This window comes from Gemmatimonadota bacterium (genome assembly GCA_040388625.1).
Taxonomy (GTDB): domain Bacteria; phylum Gemmatimonadota; class Gemmatimonadetes; order Gemmatimonadales; family Gemmatimonadaceae; genus Fen-1247.
This window is the reverse complement of record JAZKBK010000004.1, coordinates 418,152-438,073: the sequence shown is the minus strand read 5'-3', so window position 1 is coordinate 438,073 and position 19,922 is coordinate 418,152. Positions and strand designations below refer to the sequence as shown.

Annotated in this window: 21 protein-coding genes and 1 pseudogene; 20 read left to right on the top strand and 2 right to left on the bottom strand. The window is 63.3% G+C overall.

The annotated features are described in order from the left end of the window. Positions 1-3: 3 nt before the first annotated feature. The 20 genes and pseudogenes from V4529_10550 (at position 4) to V4529_10455 (ending at position 18,824) form a co-directional block, all read left to right on the top strand. Positions 4-1,149: a M28 family peptidase gene (locus tag V4529_10550; protein ID MES2358766.1), complete on the top strand. Its 1,146-nt coding sequence runs from the start codon at positions 4-6 to the stop codon at positions 1,147-1,149. Next, on the top strand, positions 1,142-1,987 hold the full coding sequence (locus V4529_10545) for a GvpL/GvpF family gas vesicle protein (GenBank protein MES2358765.1): 846 nt from the start codon (positions 1,142-1,144) through the stop codon (positions 1,985-1,987). Before V4529_10550 ends, V4529_10545 begins: the two co-directional genes overlap by 8 nt. A gap of 1 nt (position 1,988) precedes the next feature. Then, the gene (locus tag V4529_10540) at positions 1,989-2,294 is read left to right on the top strand and encodes a gas vesicle protein GvpG (protein ID MES2358764.1); all 306 of its coding nucleotides are present in this window, start codon (positions 1,989-1,991) and stop codon (positions 2,292-2,294) included. After that, a complete protein-coding gene (locus V4529_10535; protein ID MES2358763.1) occupies positions 2,291-3,073 on the top strand; it encodes a GvpL/GvpF family gas vesicle protein in 783 nt (260 codons plus the stop codon). Before V4529_10540 ends, V4529_10535 begins: the two co-directional genes overlap by 4 nt. Then, positions 3,063-3,749, top strand: a complete 687-nt coding sequence (gene gvpJ / locus V4529_10530) for a gas vesicle protein GvpJ (GenBank protein MES2358762.1) — start codon at positions 3,063-3,065, stop codon at positions 3,747-3,749. Before V4529_10535 ends, gvpJ (V4529_10530) begins: the two co-directional genes overlap by 11 nt. Before the next feature lie 9 nt (positions 3,750-3,758). Then, positions 3,759-4,061: a gas vesicle protein gene (locus V4529_10525; GenBank protein ID MES2358761.1), complete on the top strand. Its 303-nt coding sequence runs from the start codon at positions 3,759-3,761 to the stop codon at positions 4,059-4,061. 8 nt (positions 4,062-4,069) lie between these two features. Then, positions 4,070-4,261: pseudogene (gene gvpJ, locus V4529_10520) on the top strand (gas vesicle protein GvpJ). Positions 4,262-4,346: 85 nt separating this feature from the next. Beyond that, positions 4,347-6,629, top strand: a complete 2,283-nt coding sequence (locus tag V4529_10515) for an ATP-binding protein (protein MES2358760.1) — start codon at positions 4,347-4,349, stop codon at positions 6,627-6,629. Positions 6,630-6,740: 111 nt separating this feature from the next. Then, positions 6,741-8,021 carry an adenylosuccinate synthase gene (locus V4529_10510; protein ID MES2358759.1) on the top strand — a complete coding sequence of 427 codons (1,281 nt, stop codon included), beginning with the start codon at positions 6,741-6,743 and terminating at the stop codon, positions 8,019-8,021. 3 nt (positions 8,022-8,024) lie between these two features. Then, entirely contained in the window at positions 8,025-9,368 is a 1,344-nt protein-coding gene (locus V4529_10505; GenBank protein MES2358758.1) for a glycine--tRNA ligase, read from the top strand. Continuing rightward, positions 9,365-10,873 (top strand): hypothetical protein, encoded by a 1,509-nt coding sequence (locus V4529_10500; protein ID MES2358757.1) that lies wholly within the window; start codon positions 9,365-9,367, stop codon positions 10,871-10,873. Before V4529_10505 ends, V4529_10500 begins: the two co-directional genes overlap by 4 nt. A gap of 39 nt (positions 10,874-10,912) precedes the next feature. After that, positions 10,913-11,248, top strand: coding sequence for a hypothetical protein (locus V4529_10495; protein ID MES2358756.1), 336 nt, complete (start codon positions 10,913-10,915; stop codon positions 11,246-11,248). Beyond that, on the top strand, positions 11,245-11,577 hold the full coding sequence (locus tag V4529_10490; protein MES2358755.1) for a hypothetical protein: 333 nt from the start codon (positions 11,245-11,247) through the stop codon (positions 11,575-11,577). Before V4529_10495 ends, V4529_10490 begins: the two co-directional genes overlap by 4 nt. A 133-nt stretch (positions 11,578-11,710) precedes the next feature. Continuing rightward, positions 11,711-12,658 (top strand): histone deacetylase, encoded by a 948-nt coding sequence (locus tag V4529_10485; protein ID MES2358754.1) that lies wholly within the window; start codon positions 11,711-11,713, stop codon positions 12,656-12,658. A 10-nt stretch (positions 12,659-12,668) separates the two neighbouring features. Next, entirely contained in the window at positions 12,669-13,490 is an 822-nt protein-coding gene (locus V4529_10480; GenBank protein MES2358753.1) for a methyltransferase domain-containing protein, read from the top strand. Further along, a complete protein-coding gene (locus tag V4529_10475) occupies positions 13,483-13,863 on the top strand; it encodes a GvpL/GvpF family gas vesicle protein (GenBank protein ID MES2358752.1) in 381 nt (126 codons plus the stop codon). The genes V4529_10480 and V4529_10475 overlap by 8 nt, the downstream gene beginning before the upstream one ends. Beyond that, on the top strand, positions 13,864-14,871 hold the full coding sequence (locus V4529_10470) for a serine/threonine-protein kinase (protein MES2358751.1): 1,008 nt from the start codon (positions 13,864-13,866) through the stop codon (positions 14,869-14,871). Between the two features lie 10 nt (positions 14,872-14,881). Then, entirely contained in the window at positions 14,882-15,910 is a 1,029-nt protein-coding gene (locus tag V4529_10465) for a dipeptide epimerase (protein ID MES2358750.1), read from the top strand. Next, positions 15,907-18,180 carry a primosomal protein N' gene (gene priA / locus V4529_10460; protein ID MES2358749.1) on the top strand — a complete coding sequence of 758 codons (2,274 nt, stop codon included), beginning with the start codon at positions 15,907-15,909 and terminating at the stop codon, positions 18,178-18,180. The genes V4529_10465 and priA overlap by 4 nt, the downstream gene beginning before the upstream one ends. Before the next feature lie 248 nt (positions 18,181-18,428). Continuing rightward, positions 18,429-18,824, top strand: a complete 396-nt coding sequence (locus V4529_10455; protein MES2358748.1) for a hypothetical protein — start codon at positions 18,429-18,431, stop codon at positions 18,822-18,824. On the opposite strand, the gene V4529_10450 is transcribed toward V4529_10455, so the two are convergent. Then, on the bottom strand, positions 18,775-19,134 hold the full coding sequence (locus V4529_10450; GenBank protein ID MES2358747.1) for a response regulator: 360 nt from the start codon (positions 19,132-19,134) through the stop codon (positions 18,775-18,777). The genes V4529_10455 and V4529_10450 overlap by 50 nt on opposite strands. Continuing rightward, positions 19,106-19,921: a HAMP domain-containing sensor histidine kinase gene (locus V4529_10445; GenBank protein ID MES2358746.1), complete on the bottom strand. Its 816-nt coding sequence runs from the start codon at positions 19,919-19,921 to the stop codon at positions 19,106-19,108. Before V4529_10445 ends, V4529_10450 begins: the two co-directional genes overlap by 29 nt. Position 19,922 lies beyond the last annotated feature (1 nt).

Genomic DNA, 19,922 nt, shown 5'->3' with positions numbered 1-19,922 from the left:
CGAGTGAGCGGTACCGCGGAAGGTCAGGCTCTGCTCGCACGCATCGGCGGATCGGCGCGTCCGGCCGGATCTGCCGCCGAGTCGGCCGCTCGAACCATTTGTGCGACGTGGCTGACCGACGCTGGTTTCGTGGTAGAGCAACGGCCTTTCGGCTACTCCGCGTTCCCCGGGATGTGGGGAACGCCGATCGCGGGGCTGGTGCTCTTCGCCGCAGCGACCGTGGCCGCAATTGGGGCGGTGCGCGGGGGAGCCGCGACGGACACGGGCCTGGCAGTCGGAATTGCGCTGGTCGCTGCCGTTTCCGTGTCGGGGTGGTGGCTGGGCCGCTATGGCACGCGCCGACTTCCGTTCGCGCGCAGGTTCGGGGTGAATCTCGAGGGTCGCCGCGGTGTTCCTTCGGTGTGGCTCATGGCTCACCTCGACAGCAAGAGCCAACCGGTCTCGCTGTTGATTCGAGCCGCCGCCGCGGTGGGGGCTCTTACCAGCTGGGTCTGTCTGATTCTCGTTTGGACCGCTTCTCGCGTCTTGCCCCTGCCGGGTGCGCTGCTCCTTGGCGCGGCCACCTGCGGAGCCGTTGCTTCTGTGCCATTATTACTTTCGTGGGTAGGCACACGCGGCAGCGGGGCGCTGGACAATGCCAGCGGCGTCGCGGCCATTCTGAGGGCCGCGAGCATCATCGATGGGGTGATCCCCGTCGGAGTGCTCATAACTTCCGCCGAGGAATTGGGCCTCGCCGGTGCCCGTGCCTGGGTGCAATCCAAGGGCGCTGGCGTGGTGATTAACTGTGATGGTGTGGATGACCGGGGCGCGCTGACGATTACAGCCACTGGCGCCGGACGTCATCTATTGCAGTCTTTGCGCAGGAATGGGGTGCTGGGGTTCGACGCGCGAATTCGGCGAGGACTTCCCGGGATCCTTATGGACTCGACGGCGTTTGCTGATGAGGGATGGGCCGCGTGCACTGTCAGCCGGGGAACGCGTTATTCGCTTGCCCGGGTGCACACTGCGCACGATACTCTGGACAGAATGTCCGGCGTCGGCGTCGAAAGTGCGGCCGGTGTGATTGCTTCACTCGTCGGCGCAATCGTTGCAGCGCGTAACAGCTCGGAGGGGGTTTTCGACGGAAATGGAACGACAGCCATTGAGTGACGACAGAATGAGCGCGCTCGACGCATCGCTTTTCGACGCCAGCAGCGAATCCGACGCGGCGAGCGATTCGCTCGCCGTCGCGCCGGCCGAGGGCAAGTATGTCTACTGCATCATCCGGCATCAGACTCCGCGGGATTTCGGTGACATAGGCATCGGCGGAAGCGCCCGCGTTTACACCGTCCATCATGAGGATCTGGCCGCCGTGGTCAGCGACACGCCGATCGTGATCTACGATCCGACGCGTGAGAACGTGCTCGCACACGAATTCGTGAATGAAACGGTGATGCGCGAGTTCACCGTCATCCCGATGTCGTTCGGAACGGTCTTCCGGTCTGAAGAGGATGTGGGACAGCTGCTTCGCTCCACGTACGAAGCGTTCACCGACGTTCTCGAAAAGATGAAGGACAAGATCGAATTCGGTGTGCAGATCCGCTGGGATCGCGACCGCGTCGTCGAGAGCATCGAGCAGGACAATGACGAGATTCGAAAGCTGAAGGACGAGATCACGCGCAACGCGTCGTCATCCACGTATTTCGCTCGCATGCAGCTCGGGCGCTTGATCGAGGGCGCGCTGGAAGACTCCGCCAGCCGGTACGTCGCCACCGTACACGAGGAGCTCAAGCGGGTTTCAGTCGCGAGCAGGAGCAACAAGGTCATAGGCGACCGGATGATCATGAACGCCGCGTTTCTGGTGAACCGATCGGGTGAGAAGGCGTTCGATGAAGTCGTTAAGGAGCTCAGCCGTCGCTACGAGCACCTGCTCGCGTTCAAGTACACCGGACCGTGGCCGCCGTACAATTTCGTCAACATCAAGCTCAAGCTGGAGAAGGCCAACTAGCATGGGGTTGCTGTCGTCCATCCTCCTTGCACCATTCATCGGGCCGTGGGACGGCACGATGTGGACGCTGGACAAGGTGCGTCGCGCGGTCGAGGACGAGCTGACGGACGACTCCACGATCAAGGAAGACCTGATGCGCCTGCAACTGGAGCTCGAGGCTGGTGACATCGACGAGGATGAATATCTGGAGCGCGAGAAGGCGATAATGCTGCGCCTGCGCGAGGTGCGTGCGTGGCGCGAGCAGTTGGGAATGTCAGTCGGTGGTGGCCCCGTGCGCGTCGCGCGTGACGACGACAACGCGCGTTGACGGGGACGGTCGAGTATGTCTACTGCGTCGTTCCGGCGACGTTCGTGCTGAGTAACGCACCGCGTGGGATCGATCGCGCTCCGGTTCGAAGCATCGTGCGCGCCGATGTCGCCGCGCTCGTGACGGCGCTTGACGCAGACGAGTACTCCGGCGATGCGCCGTCGGAGCGTATGGGGGATCCGGAATGGCTCACGCCCCGGGCCGTCGCGCACGACGCGGTCATCACGTGGGCCGCGGACCGCGGCGCCGTCGTGCCTTTTTCGATGTGGGCGATGTTCAGCGATGAGCGCGCCGTGTCGGAGATGCTGGACGACAGGCATGATGAGTTTCGTGCGATGCTGGATCGAGTGAGTGGTGCACGCGAGCTATGCGTGCGCATCTCCGCCGATCAGGCCGCGCTCGCGAATGCCGCTGAGCAGATGGATGACAGGCTGGGCGAGCTCGAGCGTCAGGCCGACGTCGCCTCGCCGGGCCAGGCGTACCTTCTGCGCAGGAAACTCACGGAGCTGCGCCGATCCGCGACCCGCGATGCGGGGTCGCGAATAGCGGAGCTTGCACACGCCGCGCTGTCCGATTGCTCGCGCGAAAGCGTGGCGCGCGGCGGCTCGGTATCGAACGAGGCAGGGGTGCTCCTGGACGGCGCGTATCTGGTCGACAACGAGCACTACGATTCGTTCAGATCTGCCCTGACCGAACTCATCGCGACATACGGGCGGGCTGGATTGAGTTTTGATTTCACCGGACCGTGGCCGCCCTACCACTTCGTCCGTGGTCGCTGACTCCGACCCGCGCGACAAGCTGCGCGACGGCCCGCTGGAGGGGTCTTTCGAGGAGTTGCGGGTAGGCCAGCCGGCGACTCTGCTGGGCGACGAGCCGCTGGACCTCAGCGACCTGCTCAATACGGTTCTTGACCGTGGTGCGGTAGTGCACGGCGAGGTCACGATCGCCGTCGCGGACGTAGATTTGATCAAGCTAAACATCGGGTTGCTGCTCCAGGCCGTTGCGACCGCTGAGCAGAGGATGCGGGCTCCGCCCGAGCCGTCACGGTCGATCGCTGGTAGTTTTGGGTCGATTCCGCGAACTGCTGCGCCGATACTTGCGAGAGCAGAGCGGGGGGACAGGGAGCCGCCGGCGCTGGTCGAGAGGGAGCAGCCGACCGGGCAATCACTCAACAGCGTGGCTCAAGGCTTACCCGAGCGGATCAACGCCGATGCGGCCGGTCCTGAAACCGGGCTCGCACGACTGGTGTTGACCCTGATCGAGGTGCTCAGGAAGGTTCTGGAACATCAGGCTGTCCGGCGCATGGAAGGTGGACGGCTGACAGATGAGGAAGTGGAGCGGTTGGGACTGGCTCTTGCGAAGTTGAATGATAGAATGAGTGAGCTCAAACGCGTTTTCGGCCTTTCGGAGGAAGATTTGCAAATTGACCTTGGTCCACTGGGGCGTGTGCGATGAGGCTGCAAAGTGCCTGAACTAGTCTCCCCATCACGCAGCACCGGGCTGGTCGAGATTCTCGACCGCGTTCTCGACAAGGGACTGGTGATCGCAGGCGACATCAAAATCAATCTCGCCAACGTCGAGCTGCTCACGATACAGATCCGTCTGCTCGTCTGCTCCATCGACAAGGCGGAACAGATAGGTATGAACTGGTGGCGGTACGACCCGCGTCTGACGAGCCAGACGGCGTCTGCCGTCGCGGCGACCGATCTCAACGATCGGCTCGACCGCATCGAGCGTCAGCTCGCCAAGCTGTCTTCATCTGACTAGGAGGAGTCATGGCCGTTGAGCGGTCACCGAGCGGAAGCTCACTTATCGACATTCTCGACCGCGTTCTCGACAAGGGAATCGTAATCGACGCGTGGGTACGCGTCTCGCTCGTTGGAATCGACCTCGTAACCGTGGAAGCGCGAATCGTGGTCGCATCGATCGAGACGTATTTGAAATATTCGGAAGCAGTCGGCATTACCCAGCCAATGTCGCGTCCGCGCGAGCTGGCGCAGGCCGACGAGCTCGAACGCGTACAAATCGAGAACGCAGAGCTACGGCGTCGCCTTGACCAGCTCGGCGCGTGACCGTACGACGGTAGATGCACGCGAGAGTGATTCCGCCACGTGGCTGGAATCACTCCTCGCGGATGTCGCAACGTCTCCCGATTTCGCATCGGCAGCTGGATTGTTGCTGGCGCGGTTCTGCGGCCTCGTTGGATCGAGTCGCGGATACGTTCTGGTACGTGACGTTGCGGCGAGTCAGCTCGTGCCATCTGTCTCGCTCGGCTACGAAACGCTCGACCCGCCGACCGCGCGCACGATGGACGATCCGAACGATCCGTTCGTGGTTGCGCTGCTCGGCATGCAGGTCGTAGCATGCTCGCACGGCGTCCCGCGCTCGGGTATTTCGCGCCGGACGCGGCTCATGGCCGTGCCGTTTCCGCAGTCTCGCATCGTCGACGCACCGCGTTTCATCGATTGTGCAGATGCCGATCGGCGATTGTCGAGTCCATGTTCGATAGCTGCCGTAGACTCATCCCGCGAGTGGCACGCGCGGCCGGACCACGCGGCGCTCTCGCCTTATGGGGTGTTCGTGCTGGAAATGGAGTCGCTTCCGGCTACTCTGGATCGGATTGTATGCGCGGCGCAGCTCGCCGGTCCGATGCTGTCCCGGCTCGCCGCCTCCGACGCGCATCGCGGTCGCGCCGAGGAGTTGGTGGACCAGCGCGCAGTGCTCACATCGATCGTCAATTCTCTGCCTGATCCGATCGTCATCATCGACGGCGAGCGGCAGATCGTGGTGCAGAATCAGCGCGCCGAGCATCTGTTGAGCATGCGCGAGCGCGATTCCGAGGGGCGCCGCCGCGCAGTGGAAATCAACAACCTGCTGCTCACGTCCCACCTCTCCAAGGACGCCGCGCCCTCTGGTACCAATGTCGCTGCGGAAGCGCGCGAGCTGAACATGGTCGATCCGGACGACGGGACAGATCTGCTGTTCGAAGTTCTCACGCAACCGCTCGACGAGGACGACAATGCGATAGTGTCGGTGCTGCGCGATGTGACGGATCTCCGGCGCGCAGCCAACGAGCTCGAGCTGCAGGTGCAGCGTGTACGACTCGCGGAGTACGAGGCAAAGCGCGAGAGTGATCGTCTCAATCTGATTCTCACGAATGTTGCCGATCCGATCCTGGTCACCGACGATCGCGCCAACATCATCCTCATGAACCGGCAGGCCGAGCTGCTGTTCGGGTCTGCGACCCCCAACATCGGCTACGCGACCGGGGACCGTTCCGCGGCGGTTCGTGCCAACGATACCAGGTTCACGACGTTCATCTCCGATTTCAGTCTGAGCCCCGAGTCTGCGCGACGGGAGGACATGGAGCTGCTCCAGCCCGGCAATGAACCGGTGACGATTCCAATGGAAGTCGTCGCTGGCAAGATCCTCGACCGGCGCGGTGAGCCGCTCGCGATCGTATCCGTGCTGCACGACCTCACGGAACAGGCGGAGAACGAGCGGCTGTATGAAGAGCTCAAGAATTTCAGCAACGAGCTCGAAGCGCGCGTGCGTGCGGCAACCGCCGATCTCGGCGAGCAGAACGTCCGTCTGCAATGGCAGTCACGCGAGCTGGAGAAAGCCAACAGGCTCAAGTCGGAATTTCTTGCGAGCATGTCGCACGAGCTGCGCACGCCTATCAACGCACTGATCGGTTACACTGCGCTCATGCTGGACCGGATCTATGGCGATCTGAATGACCGGCAGGAAGAAGGTCTCGTTCGCATCCGTGCGGCCGCGCAGCATCTGCTCGCGCTCATCAATGACATCCTCGACCTCGCGAAGATCGAAGCGGGCCGCATGCCGCTGCATCTGGAAGACACGGTGCTGCAGGAGCTGATACGTGAGGCGTCGGTGCAGATCGATCCGCTCATCAAGAAGAAGGGACTGACGTACCGCTGGATCGGCCCCGATGAGCCGCTGCACATGATGACCGATCGTACCAAGGTCAAGCAGATCATGTTGAACCTGCTCTCCAACGCCGTGAAATTCACCCACTCCGGAAGCGTCATCCTCACGGCGCGGCAGGAGGACGATCTGGTTCGGTTGGACGTGGCGGATACCGGGATCGGCATACGCAGGGAAGACCTCTCTGCCATATGGGACGACTTCCGGCAGGTGGACCAGTCGCGTACCCGCGAGTTTGGCGGGACGGGGCTGGGTCTCAGTATCACGCGAAAGCTGTCCGGGGCGCTCGGAGGCCGCGTGACTCTCAGCAGCGAGTACGGGAAGGGATCGACGTTTACCATTTTTCTGCCGATCCGTTCCGAGCCGCACAGTGAGCGGGATGGCTGAGATCCGGATGGATTCCTCACGTTGACATGCCCGTCCCGACACGTAGATTAACAACACGCCCCGCCGCGCCAGACGGGGCTTTTTTGTGTTTATGGGGTCGCCGGGGTTGACATGTTTGATGCGAATACACGCACCGTCGTAGTCGTCGGGGCGCAATGGGGAGATGAGGGAAAGGGCAAGCTCGTGGACGTGCTCTCGGAGCGCGCCGACTGGGTCGTCCGATATCAGGGAGGCGCCAACGCCGGCCACACAGTGGACCTGGGCGAGACGTCCTTCGTACTGCACCAGATTCCGAGCGGGATCCTGCACGCGGGCGTTCGCTGCGCCATCGGGAACGGTGTCGTGCTGGATCCCGAGACTCTCTTTACAGAGATAGACGAGCTCGTCGCCGACGGTGTGGACGTCGAGGGCAGGCTGTACGTCAGCGAGCGCGCGCATCTGGTGCTGCCGTATCACAAGCTGGTCGATTCCAGCAGCGCCGCGAGTCGCGCGATCGGCACCACGGGGCGGGGAATCGGGCCTGCATACGAGGACAAGATCGCGCGCCGCGGCGTACGCGTACTCGATCTGCGCCATCCGGATTCTCTGCTCCCGATTGTCGAAGCCGCCGTCGCCCACGCCAATGCGCAACTTGCCGCGTGGGGAGTCACCGAGCGGGCTTCAGTTGCGGATACGATGACGCTGGTGGAGCGTCTGGCGCCGCGGCTGCTTTCTCTCGCGGATGACGTCGGGCTCGCAATCCATCGCGCACAACGCAGCGGTGCGGCGGTTCTGCTCGAGGGAGCGCAGGGTTCGCTGCTGGACGTCGATCACGGGACATATCCGTTCGTCACGTCCAGCACTACCACATCGGGCGGCGCGGCTGTCGGAGTCGGCATCGCGCCGAGTTCGCTGGACAGCTGCCTCGGAGTCGTCAAGGCGTATACGACGCGTGTGGGACAGGGGCCGTTGCCAACGGAATTCGCCGAGCCGCTTCAGTCGGAGATGCGCAAGCTCGGGAATGAATTCGGAGCGACTACGGGACGTGCGCGACGCTGCGGCTGGTTCGACGCAGTAGTCGTGCGCTACGCGGTGCGCGTCAACGGACTCACGGACCTTGCAGTTACCAAGCTCGACGTGCTGGATACCCTGGACGAGGTCAGGCTCTGCACCGCGTATCGCGTGGGCGAGGACGTGTTCACCGAATTTCCCGGCGATCTCACCATGCTGAGTCACGCCGAGCCCGTTTACGAAACGTTCGCCGGCTGGCGCACGTCGACGGCTGACGCGCGCACGCTGGAAGATCTTCCAGCCGCTGCGCGTGCGTATCTCGACAGAATCGAGCAGCTTGTCGAAGCGCCAATAACCTATGTCAGCGTCGGAACGCGACGCGACCAGATCATCGGACTGTAAAGAATGAATTACCCGGACGTGATGGAGAAGCTCGTATCGCTGTGCAAGCGGCGCGGCTACATCTTCCAGTCATCCGAGATATATGGCGGTACCGGATCCGTATGGGATTACGGTCCGCTGGGCGTCGAGCTCAAGAAGAACATCAAGGACCGCTGGTGGCACGCGATGGTCCGCTCGCGCGACGACGTCGAAGGCCTGGATGCAGCGATTCTAATGAATCCGCGCGTGTGGGAAGCAAGTGGCCACGTCGCCGGCTTTGTCGATCCGCTGGTCGATTGCCGCGCCTGCAAGGGCCGCTTTCGCGCCGACAAGCTCGAGGACGCGCGCTGTCTGCGCAAGCCGAGCAAGCATCCTGGCGAGTTCGCGGATTGCGAGCTTACGGAGCCGCGTCAGTTCAACCTGATGTTCAAGACGTTCATGGGCGCGGTCGAGGAGACGGCAGCGACGGTTTATCTGCGCCCTGAAACGGCGCAGGGAATCTTCGTGAATTTTCTGAACGTGCAGCAGTCGATGCGCCAGAAGGTTCCGTTCGGAATCGCGCAGATCGGCAAGGCGTTCCGCAACGAGATCACGCCTGGGAATTTCATATTCCGCACGCGTGAGTTCGAGCAGATGGAGATGCAGTTCTTCGTCGATCCAGAGAAGTCGTCCGAGTGGTTCGACTACTGGAAGGGCGAACGCATGGCGTGGCATCGTTCGCTGGGTCTCACCGAAGCGCGGCTGGAATTCCATCAGCATACTCCGGCAGAGCTGGCGCACTACGCCAAGGCTGCGTTCGACGTGCAGTTCGACTTCGGTGGCACGCTCGGCTTCCAGGAAATCGAAGGCGTGCACAATCGGGGTGATTTCGATCTCAAACAGCACACTGAATTTTCCGGGAAGAAGCTGGAATACTTCGACCAGGCGGCCAATCGCCGCTACATCCCGTGGGTAGTGGAAACGTCGGTCGGTGCGGATCGCGTCACGCTCGCAGTGCTCGTCAACGCATACCGTGAGGAAAGTGTTCCCGGGGAGGACGAGGGGCGCGTCGTTCTTGGCATTGACCCCGCTCTCGCACCTATCAAGGCCGCTGTATTTCCGCTCACCAAGAAGGACGGCCAGCCGGACATGGCGCACGCAATCGCGGATGGTCTGCGGCCGCAGTTCCCGGTCGATTACGACGAATCGGGCAGCATCGGCAAGCGTTATCGCAGGCAGGACGAAGTCGGAACTCCGTTCTGCATAACCGTCGACAGCGAGTCAGCGGCTGACAATTCGGTTACCGTACGCGACCGTGACACGCTTGCGCAGGATCGCGTGAGCACCGGCGAGATCGCGCGATACCTCGGCGACAGGCTCGCGCGATGAACCTGGAACGGTTGCGGGCTCGCGCGCAATCGTTCACCCAGGATGTCGCACGCGAGAGTTATCTCGCCTATTCGGGTCTCAAGGCGGAAGCAGCGCTGCAGACAATCTACGAGAGGTACGACGACATACTGAGCGAGGACGCTCTGTCGGAGTGCATCGAGCGATTTCGTGGTGCTCCGGCCGATTCGGAAGACGCACGAGCAGCACGCATGATGCTCGAGTGGCAGGTGGAGTCGCGCGTCGGGCGGCAGCTTGCCGCGCTGGACGAGCGTGAAGTCGCACTCGAGCATGCCGCCGTCATTCGAGTGGCCGACGGGCGCGTCATCCCATACCAGCGCGTGGCGATCGACATTGCGAACAGCGGCGACGCGGCGGATCGGAGAGCGATCGATGCGGCGCGCGCGCGGACTGTCGAGGAGTCATTCGCACCGCTGCGACTCGAGCGGCTTCAGCGCGAGCGCGATGCGGTCGAGTCCCTCGGCATTGCCGCCGGATACAACTCGACGTTCGAGGCACTGAGCGGCATATCGCTCACCAGGCTCGCGGCAGAGTGCGAGACTTTCCTCCACGACACCGAGGCGATGTGGACTTCGGTGCTGGACGAGCGGCTCAGGGCATTCGGTGTTCCGCGCGGCGAAGCGACGCGGGCAGATTCGCTCGCGCTGTTCAGGCTGCGCGAGTTCGACGATGCATTTCCCGAATCGGCCATGGAGAGCATCATCCGGCGCAATTGCGCGGAGTTGGGCCTCGATGCGACCGCCACCGGACGCATCACGTTTGACATAGGCGATCGTCCCGGCAAGCGACCGCGCGCATTCTGTTCACCGGTACGCATTCCGGATGAGGTGTATCTCGTGCTGCGCCCGCACGGCGGACAATCCGACTACGGCACTTTTCTGCACGAGCTCGGACACGCCCTCCATTTCGGAAACACGCGCGCGGATTACCCGTTCGAGTATCGCTGGATTGGCGACAATTCAGTTACCGAGAGCTACGCAATGCTGTTCGATCACCGGATGCAACAGCGCGCGTGGCTGCGACGCTACACAGGCCTGGATAGAAACCGCGCAGCGGCTTTCCTGCGACTTGCAGGCTTCGAGGAATTGCATTTCGTCAGGCGCTACTGCGCGAAGCTGCTTTACGAGATACAGGTCTACAGCGGTGCCGTGGACTGGAAAGCGCTACCGGACATCTACGTCGAGATACTCGCCGCCGCGACGGGATTCCAGTATCGGCCGGCCGATGCGTTCATCGACCTCGATTCGCGTTTCTATTCCACGCGGTATCTGCGCGCGTGGCAACTCCAGTCGCTGCTGGATGAAGGACTGGTCGATCGGTTCGATGAAGACTGGTGGCGCAATCCCGCGGCGGGGCCCTGGATAGTCGCCGAGCTGTTCGCCGAAGGGCAGCGCGAGAGCGCGAGCGAGGTCGGACGGCGTGCTGCGGGCGGTCAAATCAGCTTCGCCCCGCTCACGCGAAAGATCGAGTCGCTGCTGGAGTCCTGAGTCTGGCAGCCCACGGGCGTCGCTGGTTAGATTTCGCCCATGGCGCAGACAGACAGGACTCTTCAGGAGACGCTCACTCCGCTCTCCCCGGCAGAGGTGCTTGATGCAGCCAAGCACTTCTTTTCGCGACGCAATTCGATCTATACCGCCTTCCTCGACATGGAAGGACCGACGTTCGTTTCGATGCGAGGCATGGGTGGCGAAGAGCTCGTCATCGGTGTGATGCAGAAAGACGGACTCACCGCTGTATCGGGATCGTCTTACATGCTCGATGGACAGGTAGCGCGGTTTCTTTCCTCGCTGCCGACCGCCGATCCACCAGGAGTCGGGGCGATACCCCTCGAACTCCCCGAATCGTCGACGGTGACGGCATGAGCGCGACGTTTGCGAACTCGTTGCGCGCGCGGGACGGTGTGATTTCGATCGGAGAGCTCACCGCCGGTAACGTACTCAGCTTCCGCGTGCAGGCGCAGGAAGTATGGGACGTTGTCCGCATCGACGCGCGCCCCTCGGAGTCGATTCGCACGGCCAAGATGTACGCGCTGAACACTCTCATCCCCGACGCGCTGTTCCCCGATGAGTTCTCGGTCAAGCTGAACGGCTGCGAGATATTCGACGAGTCGATTTCGCTGTCCAGAGCCGGAGTGCTGGACGGATCGACGTTGTTGGTCGCGCGCCGGAGGCGCCGTCCGGTAAGGTCGTAGGTGTGACGATGGTGCGGATCGGGCGTCGACGCGTCCCGGCGCGCATCGATCCGTAGGGGCGGGCCTCCGTGCCCGCCCCTACGGCCGGCAGGCACGGGGGCCTGCCCTTACACCATCCACGCACACGGGCCATATGCATCGCACCGCGTTCATCTCCCACTCCGATTGCGGACGTCACGACACCGGATGGGGACATCCGGAACACGTCGGGCGCCTCGTCGCGATCATGCGCGCGGTGCGGAACGACTTCGAGCTGTTCCAGCAACTGGAGCACGTCGAAGGACGTCACGCAACCGTCGATGAGCTGTCACTCGTACACGAGCGCGGCTATGTCGAATCTGTCCGCGCACTCTGCGCCGCAGGCGGGGGACGGCTCGACATCGACACGGTCGCCAGCGAGGGCTCATGGGACGCGGCGACTGCAGCTGCCGGCTGCGTGCTCGACGCGGTCGACATGGCGATGGATGGACGCGCCACCCGCAGCTTCTCCGGCATACGCCCCCCCGGCCACCACGCAGTCCGCGACCGCGCGATGGGTTTCTGCATCTTCGGAACGGTCGCGCTCGGTGCGCACTACGCCCGCAAGGTCCACAGACTCGAGCGCGTCCTGATCGTCGACTGGGACGTCCATCATGGCAACGGCACCCAGGCGCTGGTGCAGGACGATCCGGCGATTCGGTTTCTGTCCATGCATCAGTGGCCATTCTATCCGGGCACCGGCGCGGCGTCCGATCACGGGCCGCACGGAACCGTGCTGAACGCTCCCATGGCCGCCGGCCTCGATCCAATGCAGTATGTCGAGACATTCGAACGATCGTTCGACACACTAACAGACGATTTTCAGCCCGAGCTTATCCTCATCTCTGCTGGTTTCGACTGTCTTGCGGGCGACGCGATCGGTGGCTTTACACTGGAAATGGAGCATATAGATCGGCTGACGCGATTTGTTACTGCCCGCGCAGACGCTGCCTGTGGGGGAAGGGTCGTGAGCGCGCTGGAAGGCGGTTACACGCCGCTTCGACTGGCTGAGGCGGTGGTTGTTCACATGCGTGCACTCGCCGGCCTGCCGCCAGCCGGATAGCTTTCGATAGATGCCCGAAGGGAACAGAACGACCCCGGCGCCGGCGGTGTTGCGGCTGGTGCAAATGGCGATCATCGACCGCTGGCGAGCGACGGGAGAGGATCTCTACCGTGAGGTCGCCCGGCTCGCCGACCTCGAGAAGGGTCAGGACGTCGTCGTGTCCGGTTGCGGGCGTGGCGTCACCACGGAATGGCTGGCGCTCCGCACGGGCGCATCGGTAACCGGCGTCGATCCGGACGACGAGGACATCACGCAGGCCGAGGAGCACGCGCGCGAGACCGGCTTGGGCCTCAGCTACCAGCATGCAGAGCTGGATGACCTGCCGTACGAGACGGGCGTATTCGACGCAGCCATCGGCGAGCCGGAAATCGCCGCTGCCGCGAGCACTGGAAGGGCAGTCGCTGAGCTCGCGCGCGTCACGAAGCCCATGGGCGCGGTTGTACTGCTCCAGCTGACATGGAGCTCCGACCTTTCGGCGGCGCGCCGGGAGCTGGTCGTCGAGCGTCTGGGGCTTCGCCCGCGCATGGTGGTCGAGTGGAAGCAGATGCTGCGCGAGGCTGGCGTCGTGGACATTCAGGTGAAGGACTGGACCAACGAGTGCGACGACGAGTTGGTACCGGACGGCGCTGATGCATCTCCGCGCCTCAACTGGCAGGCGAAGGTTCAGATCATGGGTCGGGCGCTGCGCAGGTCGGGTTGGGCCGAAGCGCGCCAGGCGCTCGTTCGCGAAACTGAATTGCTGCGCGATCTCTCGCGCGAGCGGTCGATGAACTTCTCCATCATCAAGGGAGTGAAGTGGCCGCACGCCATGCCGGCGATCGCGCATGGCTAGCGCCAGCGGCAAGTCCGGTCTGCGCTTCTACGGCGTGATCGACACCGACGCGGGCGATCCGGCGCTGCTCGAGCAGCAGAATGTGCAGCTCGTCAAGTATCGCGATCTCGCTGCAGTCGTTGCGATTTCTCCGTACGTTCGCAGCGAGCCCAGTGATGCCGATCTTTCGGATTATGTCCGCGTGGTGGATGCGTTCAGCGCGAAGGGCACGATCGTTCCCGCGCCACCGGGGACGATATTCCGCGATGAAGTGGTGCTGGCTCGCTGGCTCGATGTTCACTACGCCAAGTTGCACGAGGCGATGGCCATCATAGAGCAACGCGAAGACGATCGTCCTCCCTACGATTACGTCCGCATGGAACTGGGCGCCTAGGTGTTCTGTCCCGGGTGCGGATCATGGAACCGCGGTACTGCGGCGCGCTGCACTCGTTGCGATGCGGCGCTTCCTGCCGTAGCGGCGCGAGAGGAACGGCCGGACGCCGACATCACGTCACTCAGGCACGTGATCGGTGGACGGTACAGCGTCTCGCACCGCATCGGCGACGGCGGAATGGCGACGGTGTACTACGCGATGCACAACGCGCTGGACAGGCCAGTGGTGCTCAAGGTGCTGCATCCGCATCTGGCGCGCGACGCGGACATGCGGGAGCGGTTCAGACGCGAGGCGGAAACCGCCGCGCAACTGGTGCATCCGCACATCTGCAACATCATCGACTTCGGCATGACGGAACGGCACGTGTACACGGTGATGCCGTATCTGTCGCGCGGCACGCTGGGTGATCGTATCTCCGGGCGGCGCTCGCTCCCGCCGGAGCGCGTCGCGGCGGTGTGTGCGCAGGTTTCGAGTGCGCTCGACTACGCGCATCGGCATGGCGTGGTGCACCGCGACATCAAGCCTGACAACGTCCTGTTCGACGAGGACGAGCATGCGGTGGTCACCGACTTCGGGATCGCGACCGCGCACTTCCGCGGTCGCATGACGGGAACGGGACACGTGATGGGCACGCCGCACTACATGTCGCCGGAGCAGGCGCGTGGTCGTCTGCTCGATGGCCGAAGCGATCTCTACACGCTCGGTATCGTCATGTACGAGACGCTGGTTGGATTCGTGCCATTCGACGGCGCGGACATCTATTCGATAACGTCGAAGCACCTGGAAGAGGTTCCGGTATCACCTGACATCGTCGACTCGCGTGTGCCGCCCGCGCTTGCAGCGGTCGTGATGCGTTGCCTCGCCAAGGATCCGTCTGCGCGGTATCAACGCGGCAACGATGTGGCTGACGCGTTGATCCAGTATCTCGCGCAGACTGGCGCCCCCAATCCGGAGAAGCGGAACGGCTGGTTCGCACGCACGTTGCCGTCTTTCGTTTTCACGTCCTGAACGTCGCGCGATGAACCTCACGTGGGAGCGAGTCTCCCTCCGCACCAGGCGTCCGTTCGTGATCGCTCGCTGGGGATATGCCGGCCACGAGAACGTGATCGTCACCATCACCGATGATGACGGCGTGAGCGGTATGGGCGAAGCTGCACCCAATCGCTACTACGGCGAATCACCCGATACAGTCGTCGCTGCCTTGGAGCGGTACAAGCCCATAATCGAGTCCGCGCAATCGTGGTCGCTGGAAGCAACTGACGTCGCGCTCACGACCGCGCTGCGCGGCAATGCCTCCGCTCGTGCCGCTGTCAGCTCCGCGATGCACGACCTTCATGCGCGCAAGGCTGGACTCCCGCTGCACAAGTTGTGGGGATTGAGCGCGGACGCCAGTCCGCTTTCGAGCTTTACGATCGCGATCGACGATGTCGAGGGGTTGCGCCGGCGAGTGAGCGACGCGACGGAATATCCGATTCTCAAGATCAAGCTCGGAACCGATCGCGACGAGGAGATCGTGCGCACGGTGCGCGACGCAGCTCCCGACAAGGTATTGCGCGTGGATGCCAATGCGGCGTGGACCCCGCAGCAGGCGATCGAGCGCGCCGCGATGTTGCGCGATAATGGCGTCGAATCACTCGAGCAGCCCGTCGCTGCCGCAGATGTCGAGGGCATGCGCTTCGTACGCGAGCGTTGCGGGCTGCCTGTGATCGCTGACGAATCCTGCCTCGTCGCCGCCGACGTCCCGCGTCTGGCTGGATCGTGTGACGCGATCAATATCAAGCTCGCAAAGTGTGGCAGTCTTCGCGAAGCGATCCGGCTCGTTCACGTCGCGCGCGCGCACAACCTCGGCGTGATGGCCGGATGCATGATCGAAACGTCGCTCGGGATATCGGCCATAGCGCAGATAGCACCGCTTCTCGACACTGCCGATTTCGACGGCGCTGCACTGCTTGCAGAAGATCCGTTCGAAGGCGTGACGATTGCGGACGGCCGAGTGGGGCTTGTGGACTCGCCGGGCCTCGGCGTTACCCGGCGGCGATCGGCGTGACGGATCAGGCGCGCCGTCTGGTGGAGGTCGCGCTGCCCGTGCCGCTCTTCCAGACGTTCGTCTATTCACTCGACGGTGAATACGAGCACGAGGCGCGAATCGGCAGCCGCGTCCTCGTTCCATTCCGCAAGCGTCAGGAGATCGGGATAGTCGTCGCATTTGACGCTGCGCCACCGGCTCGCGGCGTCATCAAGGCTGTGTCCGCCGTGCCTGATGCCGGCCCTGCGCTGGACGAAGGGCTGCTCGCACTATCGCGCTGGATCTCGGAGTATTACGTCGTCCCGCTGGGGATCGTGATGCGAACGGTTCTGCCGGCGTTACTGACTGGCGCCGCGCAACCGCACCCCAACGTGAAGACGCGGCGCATCGTGCGCATCCGGGACGACATACCGACGCTGCTTCAGAGGGAGAAGGCGTTCGCGCGCGCGCCGCAGCAGCGCGCACTGTTCGAGCTCATCGAATCGCTCGGCGGCGCAACGAGCGTGGAGCACCTCCTGCAGCAGCTCAAGTTTTCTCCGTCGGTGCTCAAGGCGCTGGAGAAACGTGCGCTCATCAGCATCGATCGCGAGCGTGTCGAGCGAGATCCGTTCGCAGCGCGCGTCGGGCGAAGCGAGCCACGGCACGTGCCCACGCCAGAGCAGCTGGCGGTGATAAATCGGATGGGAACGGCGCGGCCGGGCGAGGTGTTCCTGTTGCACGGCGTGACCGGCAGCGGCAAGACGCTGGTGTACATCGAGCTGTTGCGCGAGATAGTCGAGCGCCGCGGCAAGACGGCCATCGTGCTGGTGCCGGAGATTGCACTGACTCCGCAGACCGTCGATCGGTTCCGTGCCGTATTCGGCGACGATGTCGCAGTGCTGCACAGCGCGCTGAGCGATGGCGAGCGATATGACGCATGGCTCGCGCTCAAGCGCGGTGAGAAGCGAATAGCCGTAGGCGCGCGGTCGGCCGTGTTCGCGCCCCTCACGAATATCGGTGCGATCATCGTCGACGAGGAGCACGAGTCCAGCTACAAGCAGGGAGAGACGCCGCGCTATCATGCGCGCGAAGCCGCGATCGTGCGAGCCACGCAGGAAGGCGCGGTGGTCGTGCTCGGGAGCGCGACTCCTTCGCTGGAGAGCTGGACCAACGCGGCCGCGGCCAAGTTTACATTGCTGTCGCTGCCCGATCGTGTAGGTGGCGCGACGCTGCCCCCTGTCGCTGTCGTGGATCTGCGCAAGGCGGTGGTCGACTCGGCTGCCACGGCGGGCGAGGATGACTACCAGCGAGTCGTAACCGGGCCGCTAGACGCCGCGATTAGAGCGAGACTCGATCGCGGAGAGCAGAGCATCCTGCTGCTCAACCGGCGCGGCTACTCGGCGTTCGTGCAGTGCGAGAACTGCGGCAACGTCGCGACGTGCCCCAACTGCAGCATAACTCTCACGTATCATCGCTCTCCCGAACGGTTGGTCTGTCATTACTGCATGCATCAGGAGGAGCCGCAGCGTGTGTGCAATCGGTGCGGCGGAGCGACGCTGCGGCGCCGTGGACTTGGCACACAGCAGGTGGAACGCCTGATCTGCGAGCGCTTTCCGTCGGCGCGTGTTGCGCGCATGGATGTCGACACGACGTCGGGAAAGTGGGCGCACGCGGAGATCCTCGATCGCGTAGGCGCAGGTGAGGTCGACATCCTGCTTGGCACGCAGATGATCGCGAAGGGACTGGATTTCCCGAACGTTACGCTTGTCGGAGTGATCGATGCCGATGTCGGTATCAACCTGCCGGACTTCCGTGCGAGCGAGCGGTGTTTCCAGCTTCTGAGCCAGGTGGCCGGACGGGCGGGGCGCGGCGCACGCGGCGGTGAAGTGCTTATTCAGACGCGAGTGCCGAGCCATCATGCAGTCAAGTGTGCCGTGACCCACGATTACCGGTCGTTCGTCACGGAAGAGTTGGCGGGACGAATACAGCCTGTGTATCCGCCGAACAATAGACTCGCGAACATCGTGTTCAGCGGCAGCGTCGAGTCGGGCGTCGCGGATCTTGCCATTGCTGGCGCGGGGTGGCTGCGGCGGCTGATTCGCGTGCGGGAAAGTCCCGGGCTCACGATAATCGGGCCAGCGCCATGCGCGGTCGAGCGCATCAAGACGCGCTGGCGCTGGCACGTATTGCTCAAGAGTGAGCACCCGCACGAGCTCACGCGGGTCGGCCGATATTTCCTGGAGCGATTTCCCGTGCCGGCCAGAGACGGGCTGCGAGTGACGTTCGATCGCGATCCGGTAACCCTGCTGTGACCGCGCGAACATCGGTGAGCCAGACGAGCCGGGAAGCTTTGCGATATCGGACGAGATTCGTTTGGTGCCGCCAACTATGCGAGTCGCGCTACTCCGTGGGTCGCGTGACCGCTGCAGGGGAATCGATTCCGCGCTCGAAGGTGCCTGTCAACCGAGGCTCAGGTATTCCGTGATCCCGTTCGCCTCACATTCATCATGGCTTCACGGAGCGATTGCTACTGGCGCGCCCGTACGCCACCTTTCTATCCATGAACGAAACCACAGAACGTTTCTTCCGCGAGATCTCCGATCGCGTCGGCTATGACCAGGTCGCGGAGCTGTACCTCTTTCCCGTCATCCGTCAGTCAGGCGTCGAGGCGGCGGTCGCCGTCGTCGCGGCGTACCCGGATCCTTCTGTCGAGTCACACGAGCCACGCCATGTCGTCTATTCCGCGAGCTATCGTTCGACGGTCAAGGGAACAGACCGTGGAAAATGGACGGTCGACATCGTCGCAGAGGCGGACGCGCCGCTCGTGACTATAGAGGAAGTAGTTCGCGGAGTCGTTCAGCGAAGTGGCGAGCAGTTCCAACCCGAGCAGTTCACCGGCGCGGAATTCAGAGCGATCGTACCAGCTCCACAAGTCGCGCAATCGGAACCGGCTTGAGCAGCACGTCGACGCAACCAGCCTCGATGCAGCGCTCCCGAAGCTCGTCGTCGTCGTGGCCAGTAAGCGCAATTGTGCTGCGCGGTGCGTGACCGTCCGCGCGCAAACGCTCGAGAATCGTGAGACCGTCGCCGTCAGGTAGTGTGAGATCGAGCAGCATCACTTCTGGCGCGCGCGCAGTCGCCGTCGCTATTGCATCCTTGACGGTCGAGGCGACATCCACGTCGTAGCCGCTCTCCTCGAATAGCAGTCTCAGCGCCGATGCGACGATCGCGCTGTCTTCAACGATGAGCAGACGCGTTCGTGGCACTGGGAATAGTAAGCGTGAAGCGAGCGCCCTCGCCGGGCTTGCTCTCCACCCAGATGCGTCCGCCGTGCAACTCCACCAGCCTGCGCGCGATCGTTAGTCCGAGTCCGGTTCCGTGGTGCAGTCGCGACGCTGACGAGTCGACTTGAGCGAATTCGTCGAACACGAGCTCCTGATGCTCCGGCGCGATTCCGATTCCCGTATCCCCAACCTCCACGAAATGCGCGGCCTGATTGCTATCCTCGCCATACCACGCGCGAACCCATACGTGTCCGCCATCCGGCGTGAAGTCGATCGCGTTGCCGATCAGGTTGTTGAGCACGTGCGTGAGCTTCTCGCGATCTGCCGTCAGAGTGGGAAGTGACTCCGGTATCTCGGTCGCGACCGAGAGGTTGCGTCGTCGCGCGATCGCCTCGTTGATGGCACTCGCCTGCCGCACCACATCTCCAAGGTCGAAATCGGTCGCCACGAGTCGCAATCTGTTCGCCGTCGCCTTCGCGTAGGTGAGAATCTCGCTGACCATGTCCAGCAGTTGTCGGCCACCCGAGATGATTCCGCCTACGCTCTCGAGCTGGCGTGGCGACATCGGTCCCAATATTCCGTCGCGCAGAATTTCCGCGTGCGTTATGATCGCGGTGAGGGGTGTGCGCAGATCGTGCGAGATGTTGGATAAAAACTGCGTCTTGAGGGCGTCGCGCGAGCGCAGCTCGGCGAGTTCTCGGCGGGCCGCCTGGAGCTCGGCCTCGAGCGCCGCGGCACGGGGATCGAGGGCTGCCGCGGGGTCTGTCACG